The organism is Ruegeria sp. CDSC002 (genome assembly GCF_059610905.1).
The window spans coordinates 151,479-167,448 of record NZ_JBXWOM010000006.1 but is presented as its reverse complement, the minus strand read 5'-3'; the positions used below and the strand labels follow the sequence as shown (position 1 = coordinate 167,448).

Below are 15,970 nucleotides of genomic sequence, written 5' to 3'. Positions count from 1 at the left end.
GACTAGGTCCCGGAGAAGAAAAATGGCGAACCTTGCGGTTCGCCATTTGCATTACTCGGCCGCCTTTAGGGGTGACGTTGGCGGGTGATCGGGACGCTCATCCCTGTCTGCATCCGGTGCGGGCGCAGGCGGCGTCTCATCCCCCCAGACAACCTCGGTGGCCTGTACCTGACGGGCAGCGTGACCAACCGCCATATCCTGAGCGATTTGGCTGGAACGACCTGCAGTGGCCCGTGCCAGCGCCTTTGCCAGCCATACCGCATAGGTGGTGACCCACACCCGTAGCGCCAGGAACGATGGCGTCACGATCAGGGTTAGAACCGTTGCAATACCCAGCCCAAACACAACCGCCGTAGCTAGCTGTTTCCACCACAGCGCAGTTGGGCTGTCGATAGAATAGCCGCCATTGATGAAGTCCAGCGACAATCCGAACATCATCGGTGTCAGACCGGCCATCGTGGTCAGGGTGGTCAGCAGAACCGGGCGGATACGCGCCTCAGCCGTGCGGATGATCGCCTCGATCCGGGGCATATATCGGCTATATTCCTGATAGGTATCGATCAGAACAATGTTGTTGTTCACCACGATCCCCGCCAAGGCCACAATCCCTGTCCCGGTCATGATGATCGAGAAAGGCTGCTGCATGACCATCATCCCGATCAAAACGCCGGTGGTCGAAAGCACAACAGCCAGCAGAACCAGCACCGAGTTGTAGAACGAGTTGAACTGCGCCAGCAGGATCACAAACATCAGGCCTAAAGCAGCCAAGAAAGCGCTGGATAGGAAAGCCTGGCTTTCTGCCTGATCTTCCTGATCGCCGGTCCATTCCCAACTGACGGTGCTGCCGAAGGGATTGGTTTCAAGCCACTCGGTCAGCACTGCAATGCGTTCGTTGGCATTGATCAGGCTAATCCGGGCGTTTCCAGATTCCAGATCGGCGCGCACTGCATCGACATCTTCTGCACCAGTCAACTTGACAAGCTCGAAATTGCTGCCGGTCGGTCCAGTGAAGATCGCACCTGTGGGTTCTGTACCTTCCACGACGCCGCGCACAACGGCCAGCCGCTGTTCCGCGCCGTCTGCGTTATCTATCACAACTTTGCTCAGACCCGGCTCAACGTCGGCCTTCACATCGTAATAGCGCTGCTGGTTGATCCGGTTGATCTCGGCCAGTTTGGCCACTGGCTTGCGGGTGACAAAGTTCGACAAAGGCACCAGCCCATCAGGCGTTCGCACTTTGAGCGTATCCAGTGTCGACAAAACCCGATCTTCGTCGGGCAGGCGAACGCGGATTTCGATTTCCTCGTCCACGCTGTCGGGGCGCATTTCGCCCAGCAGCAGCCCGCGCGTGACCAGTTGCACCATCGCGCCGACGGTTGCCACATCTGCGCCGAAACGACCCGCTTTGGCAACATCCACGTCGATCTGCCAGTCGATGCCGGGCAAGGGCAGGGTGTCTTCGATCTTGATCAGGCCGGGTGTTTCATCGAACATTTTACGGGCCGCAACAGTGGCTGAGGTCAGTTCTTCCCAGCCATCCGCCTTGATGCGCAAATGAACGGGCTTGGCCGAGGCCGGGCCTTGTTCCAGCGGTAGGATTTCCACGATGAAGCCCGGAATTTTCGCAAGTTCGGCGTTCAACTGATCGAGCACGAAATCACCATCATATTCCGGGGCAACCGTTTCACGGTCGATCAACCCGCCGAAGATCGGTTCGGACACGTTGGGTCGATCTTCCCACGGGATGATTTCGAACTGGACGCGACCGACAGTGTCTGCCGGTGCCTGCGCACCTCCATTATTTTGGTTCAGCCCGCCTTCTCCGGCAAACGAAAACACGTTCACGACTGCGGGATGTGCGCTGATAATTTCTTCGGCCGCCAGTACCATCTGGTCCTTTTCGACCAGTGATATGTTGCCACGTGCACGAACATAGGCCGTGGCTTGCTCGGGTTCGCTTTCGACGAAGAACTCTACGCCCCGATTATTGTTCCCAAATGCGGTCATGACTGACATCACAGCGAAGCCAATGACGACAATCGAAACAATCGGCATGATCGGGTTGCCGACGAGGAACTTGATGACATAGCCAAAGGGTGTGTGTTCGCGTGCTGTATGCACATGCTGATCGGGGGCGCGTTCTATTTTGGCGGCACTCAACGTAACAGAACCGGCAAATGCCCCAAAAATGAACAGGAAGGCACCAAGCAGAACTGCTCCGAATGCGCCTTCGGGCAACAGATAGGTCGGATTCAGCAGTTGCATCGCACCAAGGAAGATCAGGTACAGCGATGGCGGCACCATAACCGCACGAACCCACCAAGCAGTGCGCGCGCGCAGCCAGTCAGAGGTGCGGTCAAAAACCCGGCTCAGGCGGCCCGAAACACCGCCCATGACAGGCAGATAGATCAGTGCAACGATCAACGAAGCGGACAGAACGAAGATCAGCGTGACAGGCAGCATGCCCATGAATTCACCCGGGACACCCGGCCAAAACAGCATGGGCAGGAAGGCACATAGGGTTGTGGCCGTGGATGACACGATAGGCCAGAACATACGCTGCGCAGCCTCGACATAGGCGTGCATCGGGCCAACGCCCTCTTTAATGCGCCGGTCAGCGTATTCCACGACAACAATGGCCCCGTCGACGAGCATACCCACCGCAAGAATCAGGCCGAACATCACGATGTTCGAGATGCTGATGCCCATGACTGCCAGGAAGGCGAAACACAGCAGGAATGAGGTCGGGATCGCAAAACCCACCAGCAATGCCGCGCGTGTGCCCAAAGAGGCCAGAACAACGATCATTACCAGTGCGATGGCCGTCAGAACCGAGCCTTCCAACTGGCTGACCATCGAACCGACGATGCGGCTTTGGTCGTTCGAGGTGCCCAGTTGGATTGCGGCCTGCATCTCGGGTGGCCATTTGGCCTGCGCAGCGGCGATGGTTTGTTTCACACCCTCGACTGTGTCGATCAGGTTGTAGCCCTTGCGCTTGACCACCTGCAGCGCGACGGTTTGTTCGCCGTTGAAACGGGCGGTGCCTTCGCGGTCCTCAAAGGTATAGTTGATCTGCGCCAATTCCCCCAGGGTGACGACCCGGTCGCCATTCACTTTGACCGGCAGGCCATAAACATCCTGCGCAGTTTTGAAGGAAGAGGGGATCTTGACCGAGAATGTGCCCTGTGCGGTTTCGACCTCACCGGCAGCGATCAGCTGATTGTTGTTGCGCACAACATCGATAAGCTCGGCGGCGGTGACGTTGTATGCCTCAAGCCGAAGAGGGTCGATGATGACCTCAAGCAATTCGTCGCGGTTGCCCGCGATACCGGCTTCGAGCACCGAATCCATCGCCTCAAGGTCGTCCTGTAAGGCCTTGGCGACCCGCGCCATAGTGCGCTCGGGGACTGCACCCGTCAGGTTGACGATAACGATGGGGAATTCTGAGAAATTGATCTCGGTCAGCGAGTATTGCTCGGCTCCGTCGGGGAATTCGGCTTGCGCGCTGTTCATTGCGTCGCGCACATCAGCCATGATCGCAGTCTTGTCCCAGCCGAAATCGAACTCCAGCGCGACGCCCGCATACCCTTCGGCGGCGGTCGAGGTCATCTCTTTCAGCCCATCAAGGTCCGCAAGTTCGGTCTCCATTGGTTTGACCAACAGGTTTTCCGAATCCTCGGCTGAGATGCCCGGAAACTGAACCGAGACAAACAGGGCAGGGATTTCAATGTCGGGCTCGCCTTCTTTCGGCAAGCTGACATAGGCAAAGCCACCAACCACCAATGAGATGGCGATGAAGGCCAGAACCATTCTGGCCCGGCCGGCGGCCCAACTGACGATTCCGGTCATTTCGAAGCTTCCCGATATGTGGGTTCAACTGTGACGCCGCGGGTTACGAACTCTTGCCCGATGACGATGATGTCCACAGTTTCCGGCAGGCCACCGACCCAAACGCCTTCGGCGGTATCACGCAGAAGAACGACGGGCTGGAAATCGACCACGTTGCTCTGGCCAATGGTGCGGACACCGAGTTGACCGTTATTGCTCAGGGTCAGTGCCGATTGCGGCAGGAAATGCGCCTTGGCCCCAGCGGCCGAAATGCGGATGTCGGCGGTTTGGCCGTCCCGAATGGCCAGTTCCGGGTTCGGAACAGTGATTTCGACTTCGAACGTGCGGGTTGTTTCATCGGCCGAGCGGCTCAGGAATGTCACACGACCAGAAACCTGCAGGCCAGTGACCAACTGCGCTGTGGCTTCGGTTCCGACAATGATGCGGTTCACCTCGGTTTCCGGCACAAAACCCACCAGCTTGATCGGGTCCAGTTGGATAACGGTCGCGCATAGCGCACCGGGCTGCATCAGGCTGCCCAATTCTGCGGTATCGCTTTCCAACAATCCCTTGAAGGGTGCTGTGATCGTCTGGCGATCGATTTCGCGTTCCGCGGCTTTGACCTCGGCGGTTGCGGCTTCGATTCCAGCGCGGGTGGCCTCAAGACCGGCTTCGGCGGTTTTGATACCGGCCTCGGCGGTTCTCATCGCCGCCTCGCTTGAGATTCTGCGTGTTTCAGATCCAAACCCCGAGTCAGACAGTTTATTCGCAGCCGTCAGGTTGATCTCGGCTTCGGCGACACGCGCATGTGCTTCTTCCAGGCGGGCTTCGGCTTCTGGAATGCGGCTTTGGGCTTCTAGCTTGGCAGCCTTCGCTTCGGCCAAACTGGCGGGGCGGGTGCCTGGGTCAAGCTCGCACAGAAGATCGCCGGCTTCGACGAACGTGCCTTTGCGCTTGGGCTCTGAGATGACGGTCGATGTGGTTTCGGCCAGTACTTCGACCTGACGATTGGCCTTGGTCTGGCCCCGCAACAACACAGCGCTGTCAATTTCACGTGCAGTTGACCTAACGGCAACGACGCCAATCGTCGCCTGATCCACGTCCACGACTTCGCCAGATTCGCTGGCAACCTCAGGGCTGGCCTCGGCTTCCGCGCGCCCGGCGAAAGAGAACAGGCTGTCCCGTTCGAAAACCAAAAAAAACAAAACAACAATAACCAAAGCGGCGTTTACTAATGAAATCAATCGCATGCAGGACAACTCCCAGAATTCTGCGCCACATATTTTTTGCGGTCATGCTAGAAAGTGGGGACGATTATGTATCGTTTCCACACTAAACTGAATAGTTCGGTTTATTTTTTTCTACAAGAGGGCAGGCCACCGGCGAGATTGTAAAAAATCGGGCTCTTGGCTTGGCGATTGCGCCGGGGTATGACATGGCGCCATACACCAAGGATGCAGCCCCGGAGGGCAGGGATGAGCGACGTCGACAGTTTTATTGATGAGGTGACCGAAGAGGTACGCCGGGACCGCCTGTTCTTGCTATTGCGCAGATGGGGTTGGGTCGGTGTGCTTGTGGTTGTCTTGATCGTGGGCGGTGCTGCGTTCAATGAAGTCCGCAAGTCGCGCGCAACCAGTCAGGCGCAGGATTTGGGTGATTCAATCTTGGCGGCGCTGGCACAGAATCAGTCGGAAGACCGTGCAGCCAGTCTTGCCGCCGTCGAAACACAATCGCCGGGTGGGGATGCGGTTCTTAACATGCTGTTGTCGGCCTCTCAGTTTGAGGCCGGATCGGAACAGGATGCGGTCGCCAGCCTGAACGCCATTGCGTCCCAAGGGGATCTGCCGGAAATCTACCGCGCGATCGCGGCTTTCAAGGCGCTGCTGCTGCAGAGCGACACTCTGCCTGTAGCCGATCGCCGTCTTCAGTTCGAGGCGCTGGCCGCACCGGGTGCGCCGCTACGGTTGCTGGCCGAAGAACAGTTGGCCCTGATTGATGTGTCCGAGGGCAATGTTGACGCCGCCGTCACGCGGCTTCAGGCCTTGCGCCAGGACGCAGAAGTTGGCGTGGATCTGCAACAGCGTGCGGCTCAGTTGATTGTAGCGCTGGGTGGCGAACCAGAGCCGCTGATCGCCCAACAGGGCTGATCCGGTGGCGGCAGGAAAACTTACAGGCGAGTTCGGAACATCATGGTAGCAAGTCTATTCTCCCGTATTGGATTGCCGATGGCAGCCCTTTCACTGACCCTGGTCGCCGCCTGCCGGGAACCCGAAGTTATCTTGCCGGGGCCGCGAGAAGATATCCGGCCCACTGCCGATACCGAAACAGTGGAAACTCGGGGCTCAAAATCGATCAGCCTTCCGGCGCAAAGAGCCAACGCGAGTTGGCCGCAAAGCCCGGGTACGGCGGCGTTTCGGACGACCAATGCACAGTTGCGGGCAACGCCGCAGCGCATTTGGTCCGCATCAATCGGTCAGGGTGACTCGCGCAAGCAGCGGATCACGGCTGATCCCGTTGTTGCGGGCGGGTTGATCTATACGCTTGATGCCGGCGCAACGGTGTCTGCAGTGTCGCCGCAAGGACAGGTCGTTTGGAACACCGATCTTATTCCGCCAAGTGATGGCGACTCGGATGCCACGGGTGGTGGCATGGCGTACGACAACGGTGTGCTTTATGTGTCTTCCGGTTATGGCCGCCTGACAGCGCTGGATGCGAAGACCGGTGCAATTCGTTGGCAAAAACGGTTGAACGCGACCGGCAGCGGTGCGCCTTTGGTCAGTAACGGGCTGCTGTATCTGGTGGCAGGTGACGAAACCGGTTGGGCGGTCAACACCAAGGACGGCCGCATTGCCTGGCAAATTCAGGGCACCCCAAGCGTTGGAAACGTTCTGGGTGCACCGGCGCCAGTCATTGCATCCGATTTTTCCGTGTTCGCCTTTGGCTCGGGTGATGTCGCAGCGACGTTCCGTCGGGGGGGGATTCGCCGCTGGAACGCGTCAGTAGCCGGGGGACGTCGCGGACGTGCGGCGGCGCAGATCGTCGATGTAACCGGTGGACCAATGGTTGCGGGCGATAAGATCTATATCGGCAACCATTCTGGGCGCACAGTCGCGTTTGACGCCAATTCCGGCGAACGGATATGGACCGCAGACGAGGGGGCCGTCGATACGGTCTGGGCCGCTGGAAACAGTATTTTCCTGATCAGCGACCGCAGCCAACTGGTGCGGCTGGACGCTGCGACCGGAGCGATTGTCTGGGCGCAGGACCTGCCGGGTTTTGTCAAGGATAAGCCGGGACGCCGTGGGGCGGTCTACGCGCATTATGGTCCGATCATCGCGGGTGGGCGCATCGTCATCGCCTCGAACGATGGCTATGTTCGGTTCTTCAGCCCTGTTGACGGAGCACTGGTGAACCGTGTCGAAGTGCCAGGTGGCGCGACCACGGCACCGGTTGTGGCGGGTCAAACACTGTACGTCGTGTCGACCAAAGGTGAATTGCACGCTTTCCGTTGACCACAAGATGCGCTAAAGGGCGCGTCTGAGTCTTGAAAGTTGAGTATCATGTCGCTGACCCTCGCCATCGTGGGGCGCCCGAATGTGGGCAAATCCACCCTGTTCAATCGCCTTGTGGGCAAACGTCTGGCTTTGGTCGACGACCAGCCCGGCGTGACGCGCGACCTGCGCGAAGGACAAGGGCGTCTGGGGGATCTGCGCTTTACCGTGATCGACACTGCGGGGCTTGAGGACGCAACCGACGACAGCCTTGAAGGCCGCATGCGCCGCCTGACTGAGCGTGCGGTGGACATGGCAGATGTCTGTCTGTTCATGATTGACGCGCGCGTCGGGGTCACGCCGACCGACGAATTGTTTGCCGAGATTCTGCGCAAACGTTCCAAACACGTGATCCTTGCGGCCAACAAAGCCGAAGGAAACGCAGCGGATGCGGGTGTGCTTGAAGCCTATAACCTTGGTCTGGGTGAGCCGGTGCGCCTGTCGGGCGAACATGGCGAGGGGATGACTGATCTTTATTCCCAGCTTATGCCATTGGCCGATGCCGCCGAAGAACAGGCGGTCGAGGATGCACCGGAAACCGATATTGAACTGGATGAAGACGGCGAGGGCGAGACGCCCCTGATCACCGCTGAAAAGCCGTTGCAGGTGGCAGTTGTTGGCCGCCCGAATGCCGGTAAATCCACATTGATCAACAAGATCATTGGGGAAGACCGCCTGCTGACCGGGCCAGAGGCTGGTATTACGCGCGATGCCATCAGTCTGCGGATCGACTGGGCCGACCCGGATGGGGACAGCACGCCAATGCGTATCTTTGATACGGCCGGTATGCGTAAAAAAGCCAAGGTGCAGGAAAAGCTTGAAAAGCTTTCAGTATCGGATGGCCTGCGCGCCGTAAAATTCGCCGAAGTGGTGGTGGTTCTGCTGGACGCTGCCATCCCCTTCGAACAGCAGGACCTGCGGATTGCCGATCTGGCCGAGCGTGAGGGTCGCGCCGTTGTTGTCGCCATCAACAAATGGGACATCGAAGAAGATAAACAGGAAAAGCTGCGGGATCTGAAAGAGTCGTTCGAACGTTTGCTGCCGCAATTGCGTGGCGCACCGCTGGTGACGGTCTCGGCAAAAACGGGCCGGGGGCTAGAGCGCCTGCGCGCCGCGATTCTGCGGGCCCATGACATCTGGAACCGCCGTGTGCCGACGGCCGCGCTGAACCGCTGGCTTACAGCTATGTTGGAGCAGCACCCGCCGCCAGCCCCTCAAGGTCGCCGGATCAAGCTACGGTACATGACTCAAGCCAAAACCCGCCCGCCGGGCTTTGTTGTCATGTGCTCGCATCCTGACAAGATGCCGGCCAGTTACACCCGGTATCTGGTCAACGGTCTGCGCGAATCTTTTGACATGCCCGGTACTCCGATCCGCCTGACTTTGCGCGGACAGGGGGACAAGAACCCGTACAAGGGACGCCGTAAGAAAAACGCGGGCGCCTTGGCCAAACATCTCAAGGGTCGCGCGTAACTGCGCCAATTTTCAGCATTTTCGGCTGAGGGGCGTGACAGCCCCATTTCCCCACGCTAGCATTCACTGGCGTGCATCTGTTTTTGTGTGCGTAATTTCACGCGGAGCTTCCGCACCAGTTTTTGACAACCATTGGACCTGACCAACGTGAGGAGCGGCTGGATGGATCTGAGGGAATACACTCGGCAATACGCGGTTCAGGACAACAGATTGGCCGCGCTGAGCTATTTTGGAACCTTCGCGATGTATTTCACATCGCTGGCGCTGGCGATTGCCTATGTGGATCGCTGGTATGTCATGATCCCGGCCGGGGTCGTCTTTGCCTTTTCGGCGGTGCGCCTTTACGTGCTACAGCACGATTGCGGGCATCACTCGCTGTTTGAGACACGTCGCCAAAACGAGTGGGCGGGGCACGGGCTTTCGCCGTTCACCTTTGCGCCCTTCGAGGTGATGAAACAGAATCACAACCTGCACCACGCCGGTATCGGCAATCTCGAGCACCGTGAGACGGGCGAAATCCATACGATGACCGTGCGGGAATGGAACAAGGCGGATTGGAAAGCGCGCCTGTTTTACAGGCTCTACCGAAATCCTTTCATCCTGGTTCCGGCCGGGGCTCTGTTCACGTATTTCGTCCGCTATCGGTGGCCCAAAAACACGATTCGGTTTGGCGTGAAGGGGGTATTGCTCCACAACTTGTCAATCATCGTCTTTCTTGGCCTTCTTTACCTGATAGCTGGCGCCACGGGTATTCTGGTCTGGTTGGTGTTTTCGCTTTTGGGCGGGATGCTGGGTGTGTTTTTGGTCTATCTGCAGCACAATTTCGAAGACACATACTGGGACCGTCGTCCGGATCTGGACCCGCAACTAGCGGCGCTTCAGGGATCATCGGCGCTGGATTTCGGGTGGTGGTTCGACAATGCGGTTGCGTGCATCACGCTGCACGACATCCATCATTTCAATGCGCGCATTCCGTCTTATCGGCTGCGTGCATGCCACTATAACCTACCGCCCGAATTCACGCCCCGCCGGATCAAATTCCCCGAGGCTGTTGCCGCTTTAAACCTGAAACTGTGGGACGAAGACGCCAAGCGGCTTGTTCCGTTTCCCGGAAAGGATCAATCCGGTAACCTCGCACACAGTAGCTGACACAAATGACCTGCATCCCTGGGCACTGGCTTGTGAGAGTGTGTATCTGGTATACATAAGATAACGCAGGGAAAATCGGAAAGGACAAAGAATGACCGCAGTGACCGCAATAAAAGGCGTTGGAGAGGGGCTAGGAAAGTCACTTACAGCCAACGGCTTCAAAACCGCTGAAGCCGTTGCCAAGGCAAGCCCCGCTGCACTGGTCAAAGTTCCTCGTATCGGCAAAGCCCGCGCAGCCGTCTTGATTGCCGCCGCGAAAGAGGCGATTGCAACGAAACCGGCAGCCGCAAAACCCGCCGGGACTAAGCCAGCCGCCAAACGCCCTGCAGCGAAAACAAGTACGCGCCGCGCGCCTGCCAAAAAGCCTGCAGCGCGCCGAACAGCGCCCCGCAAAACGATCGCTGCCGCCGCTGCCGAGAAGCGGGCGGAAGAGGCTGCGCGCAAAGCGGCTGAGGAAAAGGCCGCAGCCGAACTGGCAGAAGCCAAGGCAAAAAAGAAGGCCAAGGCCAAAGCCAAGGCTGAAAAGGCCGCTAAAAAGCTTCAGGAGATGGAAGCCGTCTTCTCGAAAGCCAAGGACAAGGTGAAGGCCAAGACGAAGAAGGATAAGAAGAAAGATAAAAAGAAAAAGGCCGACAAGACGGACAAGAAGAAAGATAAGAAAAAAGACAAGAAGAAGGATAAGAAAAAGGCGAAGAAGTAAGCCTTCTCCGCCTTGCAGCTTCTTGAACCGGCGCCCTGTTGGTCGCCGGTTTTCTTATGCCAGCGTGCCGTCCAGCTGCAGCGTCAGCTTGCCACCCAAATAGGGGGCCAGAACCTCGGGCAGGGTGACGGTGCCGTCTGCATTCTGGCCGTTTTCCAGCACGGCGATCAGGCAGCGCCCAACAGCCAGGCCGGATCCGTTCAGCGTGTGAACGTATTCCGGTTTGCCCCCAGCCTCGGGACGGAAGCGCGCGTTCATCCGGCGCGCCTGAAAATCACCACAAGTTGAGACTGAGCTGATCTCACGGTACGTATCCTGACCCGGCAGCCACGCTTCGATGTCAAAGGTTCGGCGCGCGCCAAAGCCCATGTCGCCTGTGCATAGGATCACTGTGCGATAGGGGATGCCCAGCTTTTCCAGAATACCCTCGGCACAACGCAGCATGCGTTTTTGCTCATCATCCGACTTGTCGGGATGGGTGACCGAGACCATCTCGACCTTTTCGAACTGGTGCTGGCGCAACATGCCGCGCGTGTCCCGGCCAGCCGATCCGGCCTCAGACCGGAAGCACAAGGAATGCGCGGTGTAACGGCGGGGCAGATAGGTTTCTTCAATCATCGTGTCGTTGACGATATTGGTCAGGGACACCTCGGACGTCGGGATCAGCCACCAGCCTTCGCGGGTCTGATAGCTGTCTTCGCCAAACTTCGGCAATTGGCCGGTACCCTGCATCATCTCGGACAGAACCAGAACCGGAGCATTCACTTCGGTCAGTTCGTTTTCGTTGATGTGCGTGTCCAGCATGAACTGCGCCAGTGCGCGGTGAACGCGGGCGACGCCGCCGGACAACAGGACAAAGCGCGAGCCGGACAGCTTTGCCGCCGTTTCAAAATCCATGCCGTTCTGTACGGCCTCGATTTCAAAATGCTCCTTCGGTGCAAAATCCAACTCACGCGGAGTACCCCAGCGGTTGACCTCGACATTGTCGTTCTCGTCCGCACCTTCTGGCGCGTCCTCGGCGGGCAGGTTCGGGATGCGGATCAGCTGATCAGTCAGCAGCGCATCCAGATCCTTGGCCTCGGTCTGCATCCGGGCGATTTCGGCCTTTTTCTCGGCGACCAGTGCGCGCAGGCGTTGGAATTCATCCTCGTCGCCGCGTGCCTTGGCGGCACCGACCTCTTTGCTGGCCTTGTTCTGTTCGGCTTGTGCGGTTTCTGCGGACTGAATCTTGGCCCGGCGGCTTTCGTCCAGTCTCAGCAAATCTGACGACACCGGCGCGTCCCCACGGCGCGCAAGTGCGGCGTCGAAGGCGGCGGGGTTTTCGCGAATGGCGCGGATGTCGTGCATGGTTCAGATCCTTAAATGCGTGAATCACTGAAACCGCTTATGCACCATCTGAAAGGCGGGGTGTAGCGCCGGTTACGACTTATCGGCATCCTCGTGTGTTTCATGCGCCAGATGGCCATCCCAATGTTCGGTTGGGATCTTGGGATCAGGCGGATCAGCCATGTAAGAGGGCGTCATGATCTGCACACTGTTTTCATTGAACACGGCCACGATGTTGCGATGCAGGTCCGATTTAATCTTTGGAATAATACTGCCGCGTGTCGAATACCCGTTGATTTGATAATTGATCGCGTAATCGGCTAATGCTGTCCACAAAACAAACGGTTCCGGCTTGGGCTTGATCCCCTTGGTGCGGTTGGCGGCCTCGATCAGCATCGCCTCGACCTTCTCGGGCGGCTCTTCATAGCCGATGCCAACCGTGGTATGCAGAAGCAGTCCGCTGCCGTCTGTTTTCTTCGAGAAGTTCACCACATCCGAGTTCATCAGTTGCGCATTAGGGATCGAGATCAGTTCGTTCTTGATAGATTTCAGATGCGTCTCCATCAGTTTGATCTGAACTACATCGCCGATGTGGTCGCCGATTTGAATGCGGTCCCCGATCGAGGTCGAGCGACGATAGATCACAAACAGGCCAGCCAGCATGTTTGAGACGACAGAATTTGCACCCAGCGACAGCATGGCACCCACCAGGATCGTCAACCCCTGGAACGCCGCCGAATCCGATCCGGGGATGTAGGGAACGGCAAAGACCAAGGCGATCATGATCACCACAACACGGGCAATGTTGAAGGTTGGGCTGACCCAGTGCTTTTCGAAATCGCCCATGTCGAAGGAACCCGCCTCGACTGCGTCGAAGAACACCCGCATCCCCTTGATGATGTACAGCGCCACCCAAGAAATCAGGCCCAGCATGATCAAATTGGGGATGTAACTGATAATGCCTTTGAAGATCAGCAGTACCGGCTCGGTCAGATAGGTCAGCAACAGCTGCGCAAAATAGCGGGTTTCGGCGAAAGCCAGCAGAACAAACGAAAGGTAGTAATAAAAGCCGAGAAAGAAGATGATGAGCAGAACGAAGTTCAACCCATATCGTACCAGCGCAGCGATCGCTTCGGCCTGAACGCTTTTGGCTGTGGCAGTTTCCACGTCCTTGAGGTGAAGTGAGACAAATTTTAATGTCTTCCGTCGAATCCGACGGTGCACCCACAGGATTGCCACCACAAACGCCACAAAACCAATGGTCCATGCCACTGCCTCAATTGCACCGGACACGCGCGCCCGATCGGTGCGGTTGGCGCGGTAGTCTTCGATGGATTTTTTGATCGCGTTCCCGTGCAAAACGCTTAGAACGCTAAGCTCCATCTGATCCAACTCGGCATCGGCTTCGGTGACGATCGAGACTCTCTCGCCATCGGCCAGAGTCCAAATCCCGAACTCGGTCTCTTCGTATGTCACCTCAACCGTCAGTGCATCCGAGGCTTCGGCGATTTCGATGATCTTGTCCTGAACGTCTTCCGCCCGCTCTGGCGCGGGCAGGGCACTGGATCCCCTGACCTGGAACAATACGTCCCCGTCCACGATGACCGGAGCCACGAAACTGTCCGAGTCCGCCCCGTCAGAAGCAGGGGGCTCTGTCGGTGTTTCCTGTGCCAGTACGACGTCCGAAAACCACAGGCTGGACGCCAGGGCCGTCAGAAAATAAACCAGCAAAAGGAAGGGCTTGAATTGCCTTGCCATATGTCCCCCTTAACCCGAACTATACCCGGTTTCAGCGAGGTGCCTAGGACATATCTGCAACGCCTGGCTTGTTCTTTGTGCACTGTGGCCGGGTCAGGGCGGTGTACAGCGTTGCCTTCGCTTGCAAAGGCGCAATTCAGAGCATAGGTTCCCGCCAAATTTGCGGAGCATTTCCGCAGCACCAAAACAAAGGAATATCCCATGGAAGGTGGCGCAATCGCCCAGTTTCTCCCGCTGATCCTGATCTTCGCGATCATGTATTTTCTGCTGATCCGTCCGCAGCAAAAAAAGATGAAGCAACATCAGGCCATGGTCGAAGCCGTGCGTCGCGGCGATCAGGTTGTCACCCAGGGTGGAATGATCGGCAAGGTGTCCAAGGTCAAGGAAGGCGACAACGAGATCGAAGTTGAAATCGCCGAGGGCGTGAAGGTTCGTGTGGTCAAGTCGACCATTGCGCAGGTTCTGAACAAGACTGAGCCCGCGAAGTAACTTCGCGCCACAATTCCTTGAAAAGGCAGGGTAATGCTGCAAATTGATACCTGGAAGCGGGTTCTGATCTGGCTGGTCTGCGTGATCGGTCTGATCCTTGCCCTGCCGAATGCGTTTTATACGCGCGTCGAGCAATCCAACGATGCCAAGGCCGCAATTGAGCTTGGCATCGACACTCCCGAAATGCAGGCCGAGGCGGCGCAATGGCCGAACTGGCTGCCGTCGTCGTTGGTCAATCTGGGCCTCGATCTGCGCGGTGGTGCGCATCTGTTGGCCGAAGTTCAGGTCGGCGATGTGTACGAATCCCGGATGGAGGCCATGTGGCCCGAAATTCGCGATGCACTGCGGGATGAGCGCGCCACTGTAGGCACCATCCGCAAGCAAGAGTCGGCCCCGGACGAGATTCGGGTGCGCATCAGCCAGCCCGAGGGCATGTCCCGCGCGCTTGAAGTGGTGCGCGGCCTGGCCCGTCAGGTGCAAACCCTGACCGGTGTAGGCGCGACTGATATCGAGGCGCGGGCTGAAGGCGACACAATCGTTGTTCAACTGTCCGAGGCGGAAAAACTTGCCACAGACGACCGCACTGTGCGCCAATCGCTTGAGATTGTGCGCCGTCGTATTGACGAGGTTGGAACGCGTGAACCCACGATCCAACGTCAGGGTGCGGATCGTATCCTTATTCAGGTGCCGGGTATCGGCAGTGCTGGTGAACTGAAAGAGATCATCGGCACCACCGCTCAGCTGACATTCAATCCCGTTGTGGGGCGGGGTACCAACCCGGACGCAGTGCCGGGGATTGGCGAACAGGTCCTCCCCTCCATCGACGAAACCGGTTTGTTTTACACAGTCGAGGCGGCCCCAGTCGTCACCGGCGAAGAGCTGGTGGACGCGCAGCCAGCCTTCGACCAGAACGGTCGCCCTGCGGTCAGCTTCCGGTTCAACACATCGGGGGCACGCAAGTTCGGCGACTATACGCTGGAAAATATCGGCCAGCCGTTCGCAATCATTCTTGATGATGAGGTCATCTCGGCCCCTGTCATTCAAAGCCACATTCCCGGCGGTTCGGGCATCATCACCGGCAACTTCACCGTCGAAGAAAGCACCAATCTGGCTGTTCTGTTGCGCGCAGGCGCGTTGCCAGCCGGGTTGGAATTCCTCGAAGAGCGTACCATCGGCCCCGAACTGGGGCAGGACAGTATCGACGCGGGCAAGGTCGCAACCATCGTGGCCTTTGTCGCGGTGTTGGCCTTTATGGCGCTCAGCTATGGTTTGTTTGGTCTCTTTGCCAACGTCGCCCTGATCATCAACGTCGGCCTGCTGTTTGGTCTGTTGTCCCTGATCGGAGCCACCCTGACACTGCCCGGTATCGCCGGTATCGTACTGACGGTTGGTATGGCGGTGGATGCCAACGTGCTGATCTTTGAGCGTATCCGCGAAGAACTGAAATCAGCCAGAGGCCCGGCGCGCGCAATCGAACTGGGTTATGAAAAGGCGTTGTCGGCCATTCTGGACGCAAACGTGACCACATTCATCACCGCTGTTATCCTGTTTGCCATGGGCAGCGGTCCGGTGCGGGGTTTTGCCATCACGCTGGGTTTGGGCATTCTGACCTCGGTCTTCACCGCGATCTTCGTGACGCGCCTGATGATCGTGATCTGGTTTGAACGCCGCCGCCCGAAAACGATCGAGGTTTGAC

At 58.0% G+C, this 15,970-nt stretch carries 11 protein-coding genes; 7 read left to right on the top strand and 4 right to left on the bottom strand.

Going from position 1 to position 15,970, the window contains the following annotated elements; translation table 11 throughout:
* Positions 1 to 51: 51 nt before the first annotated feature.
* Together AC2FJE_RS12880 and AC2FJE_RS12875 are read right to left on the bottom strand one after the other, a co-directional pair.
* A complete protein-coding gene (locus AC2FJE_RS12880; RefSeq protein ID WP_282169306.1) occupies positions 52 to 3,849 on the bottom strand; it encodes an efflux RND transporter permease subunit in 3,798 nt (1,265 codons plus the stop codon).
* Positions 3,846 to 5,078: an efflux RND transporter periplasmic adaptor subunit gene (locus tag AC2FJE_RS12875; RefSeq protein WP_282169307.1), complete on the bottom strand. Its 1,233-nt coding sequence runs from the start codon at positions 5,076 to 5,078 to the stop codon at positions 3,846 to 3,848. Before AC2FJE_RS12875 ends, AC2FJE_RS12880 begins: the two co-directional genes overlap by 4 nt.
* Before the next feature lie 225 nt (positions 5,079 to 5,303).
* On the opposite strand from AC2FJE_RS12875, the gene AC2FJE_RS12870 reads away from it, so the two are divergent.
* The 5 genes from AC2FJE_RS12870 (at position 5,304) to AC2FJE_RS12850 (ending at position 10,701) form a co-directional block, all read left to right on the top strand.
* Positions 5,304 to 5,975, top strand: coding sequence for a hypothetical protein (locus AC2FJE_RS12870; RefSeq protein WP_496754491.1), 672 nt, complete (start codon positions 5,304 to 5,306; stop codon positions 5,973 to 5,975).
* A gap of 42 nt (positions 5,976 to 6,017) precedes the next feature.
* On the top strand, positions 6,018 to 7,340 hold the full coding sequence (locus AC2FJE_RS12865) for an outer membrane protein assembly factor BamB family protein (protein WP_496754488.1): 1,323 nt from the start codon (positions 6,018 to 6,020) through the stop codon (positions 7,338 to 7,340).
* Between the two features lie 48 nt (positions 7,341 to 7,388).
* Positions 7,389 to 8,852 (top strand): ribosome biogenesis GTPase Der, encoded by a 1,464-nt coding sequence (der, locus tag AC2FJE_RS12860; RefSeq protein WP_496754486.1) that lies wholly within the window; start codon positions 7,389 to 7,391, stop codon positions 8,850 to 8,852.
* Between the two features lie 162 nt (positions 8,853 to 9,014).
* Entirely contained in the window at positions 9,015 to 10,001 is a 987-nt protein-coding gene (locus AC2FJE_RS12855) for a fatty acid desaturase (RefSeq protein ID WP_282120416.1), read from the top strand.
* A gap of 91 nt (positions 10,002 to 10,092) precedes the next feature.
* Positions 10,093 to 10,701, top strand: a complete 609-nt coding sequence (locus tag AC2FJE_RS12850) for a helix-hairpin-helix domain-containing protein (protein ID WP_282120417.1) — start codon at positions 10,093 to 10,095, stop codon at positions 10,699 to 10,701.
* 54 nt (positions 10,702 to 10,755) lie between these two features.
* Here the strand turns inward: AC2FJE_RS12850 and serS are convergent, their stop codons facing one another.
* On the bottom strand, positions 10,756 to 12,048 hold the full coding sequence (gene serS / locus AC2FJE_RS12845) for a serine--tRNA ligase (RefSeq protein ID WP_496761006.1): 1,293 nt from the start codon (positions 12,046 to 12,048) through the stop codon (positions 10,756 to 10,758).
* 72 nt (positions 12,049 to 12,120) lie between these two features.
* Positions 12,121 to 13,785, bottom strand: coding sequence for a mechanosensitive ion channel family protein (locus tag AC2FJE_RS12840; protein WP_496761005.1), 1,665 nt, complete (start codon positions 13,783 to 13,785; stop codon positions 12,121 to 12,123).
* A 201-nt stretch (positions 13,786 to 13,986) separates the two neighbouring features.
* On the opposite strand from AC2FJE_RS12840, the gene yajC reads away from it, so the two are divergent.
* Positions 13,987 to 14,274 carry a preprotein translocase subunit YajC gene (gene yajC, locus AC2FJE_RS12835; protein ID WP_058274044.1) on the top strand — a complete coding sequence of 96 codons (288 nt, stop codon included), beginning with the start codon at positions 13,987 to 13,989 and terminating at the stop codon, positions 14,272 to 14,274.
* Between the two features lie 33 nt (positions 14,275 to 14,307).
* Complete coding sequence (secD, locus tag AC2FJE_RS12830) at positions 14,308 to 15,969, top strand: protein translocase subunit SecD (protein WP_496696858.1); 1,662 nt, start codon at positions 14,308 to 14,310, stop codon at positions 15,967 to 15,969.
* Position 15,970: the final 1 nt, after the last annotated feature.

Excerpts from the sequence above, each read along its gene's own strand:
- AC2FJE_RS12880 (WP_282169306.1), bottom strand. The coding sequence starts at position 3,849 with ATGACCGGAATCGTCAGTTGGGCCGCCGGCCGGGCCAGAATGGTTCTG.
- AC2FJE_RS12875 (WP_282169307.1), bottom strand. The coding sequence starts at position 5,078 with ATGCGATTGATTTCATTAGTAAACGCCGCTTTGGTTATTGTTGTTTTG.
- AC2FJE_RS12870 (WP_496754491.1), top strand. The coding sequence starts at position 5,304 with ATGAGCGACGTCGACAGTTTTATTGATGAGGTGACCGAAGAGGTACGC.
- AC2FJE_RS12865 (WP_496754488.1), top strand. The coding sequence starts at position 6,018 with ATGGTAGCAAGTCTATTCTCCCGTATTGGATTGCCGATGGCAGCCCTT.
- der (WP_496754486.1), top strand. The coding sequence starts at position 7,389 with ATGTCGCTGACCCTCGCCATCGTGGGGCGCCCGAATGTGGGCAAATCC.
- AC2FJE_RS12855 (WP_282120416.1), top strand. The coding sequence starts at position 9,015 with ATGGATCTGAGGGAATACACTCGGCAATACGCGGTTCAGGACAACAGA.
- AC2FJE_RS12850 (WP_282120417.1), top strand. The coding sequence starts at position 10,093 with ATGACCGCAGTGACCGCAATAAAAGGCGTTGGAGAGGGGCTAGGAAAG.
- serS (WP_496761006.1), bottom strand. The coding sequence starts at position 12,048 with ATGCACGACATCCGCGCCATTCGCGAAAACCCCGCCGCCTTCGACGCC.
- AC2FJE_RS12840 (WP_496761005.1), bottom strand. The coding sequence starts at position 13,785 with ATGGCAAGGCAATTCAAGCCCTTCCTTTTGCTGGTTTATTTTCTGACG.
- yajC (WP_058274044.1), top strand. The coding sequence starts at position 13,987 with ATGGAAGGTGGCGCAATCGCCCAGTTTCTCCCGCTGATCCTGATCTTC.
- secD (WP_496696858.1), top strand. The coding sequence starts at position 14,308 with ATGCTGCAAATTGATACCTGGAAGCGGGTTCTGATCTGGCTGGTCTGC.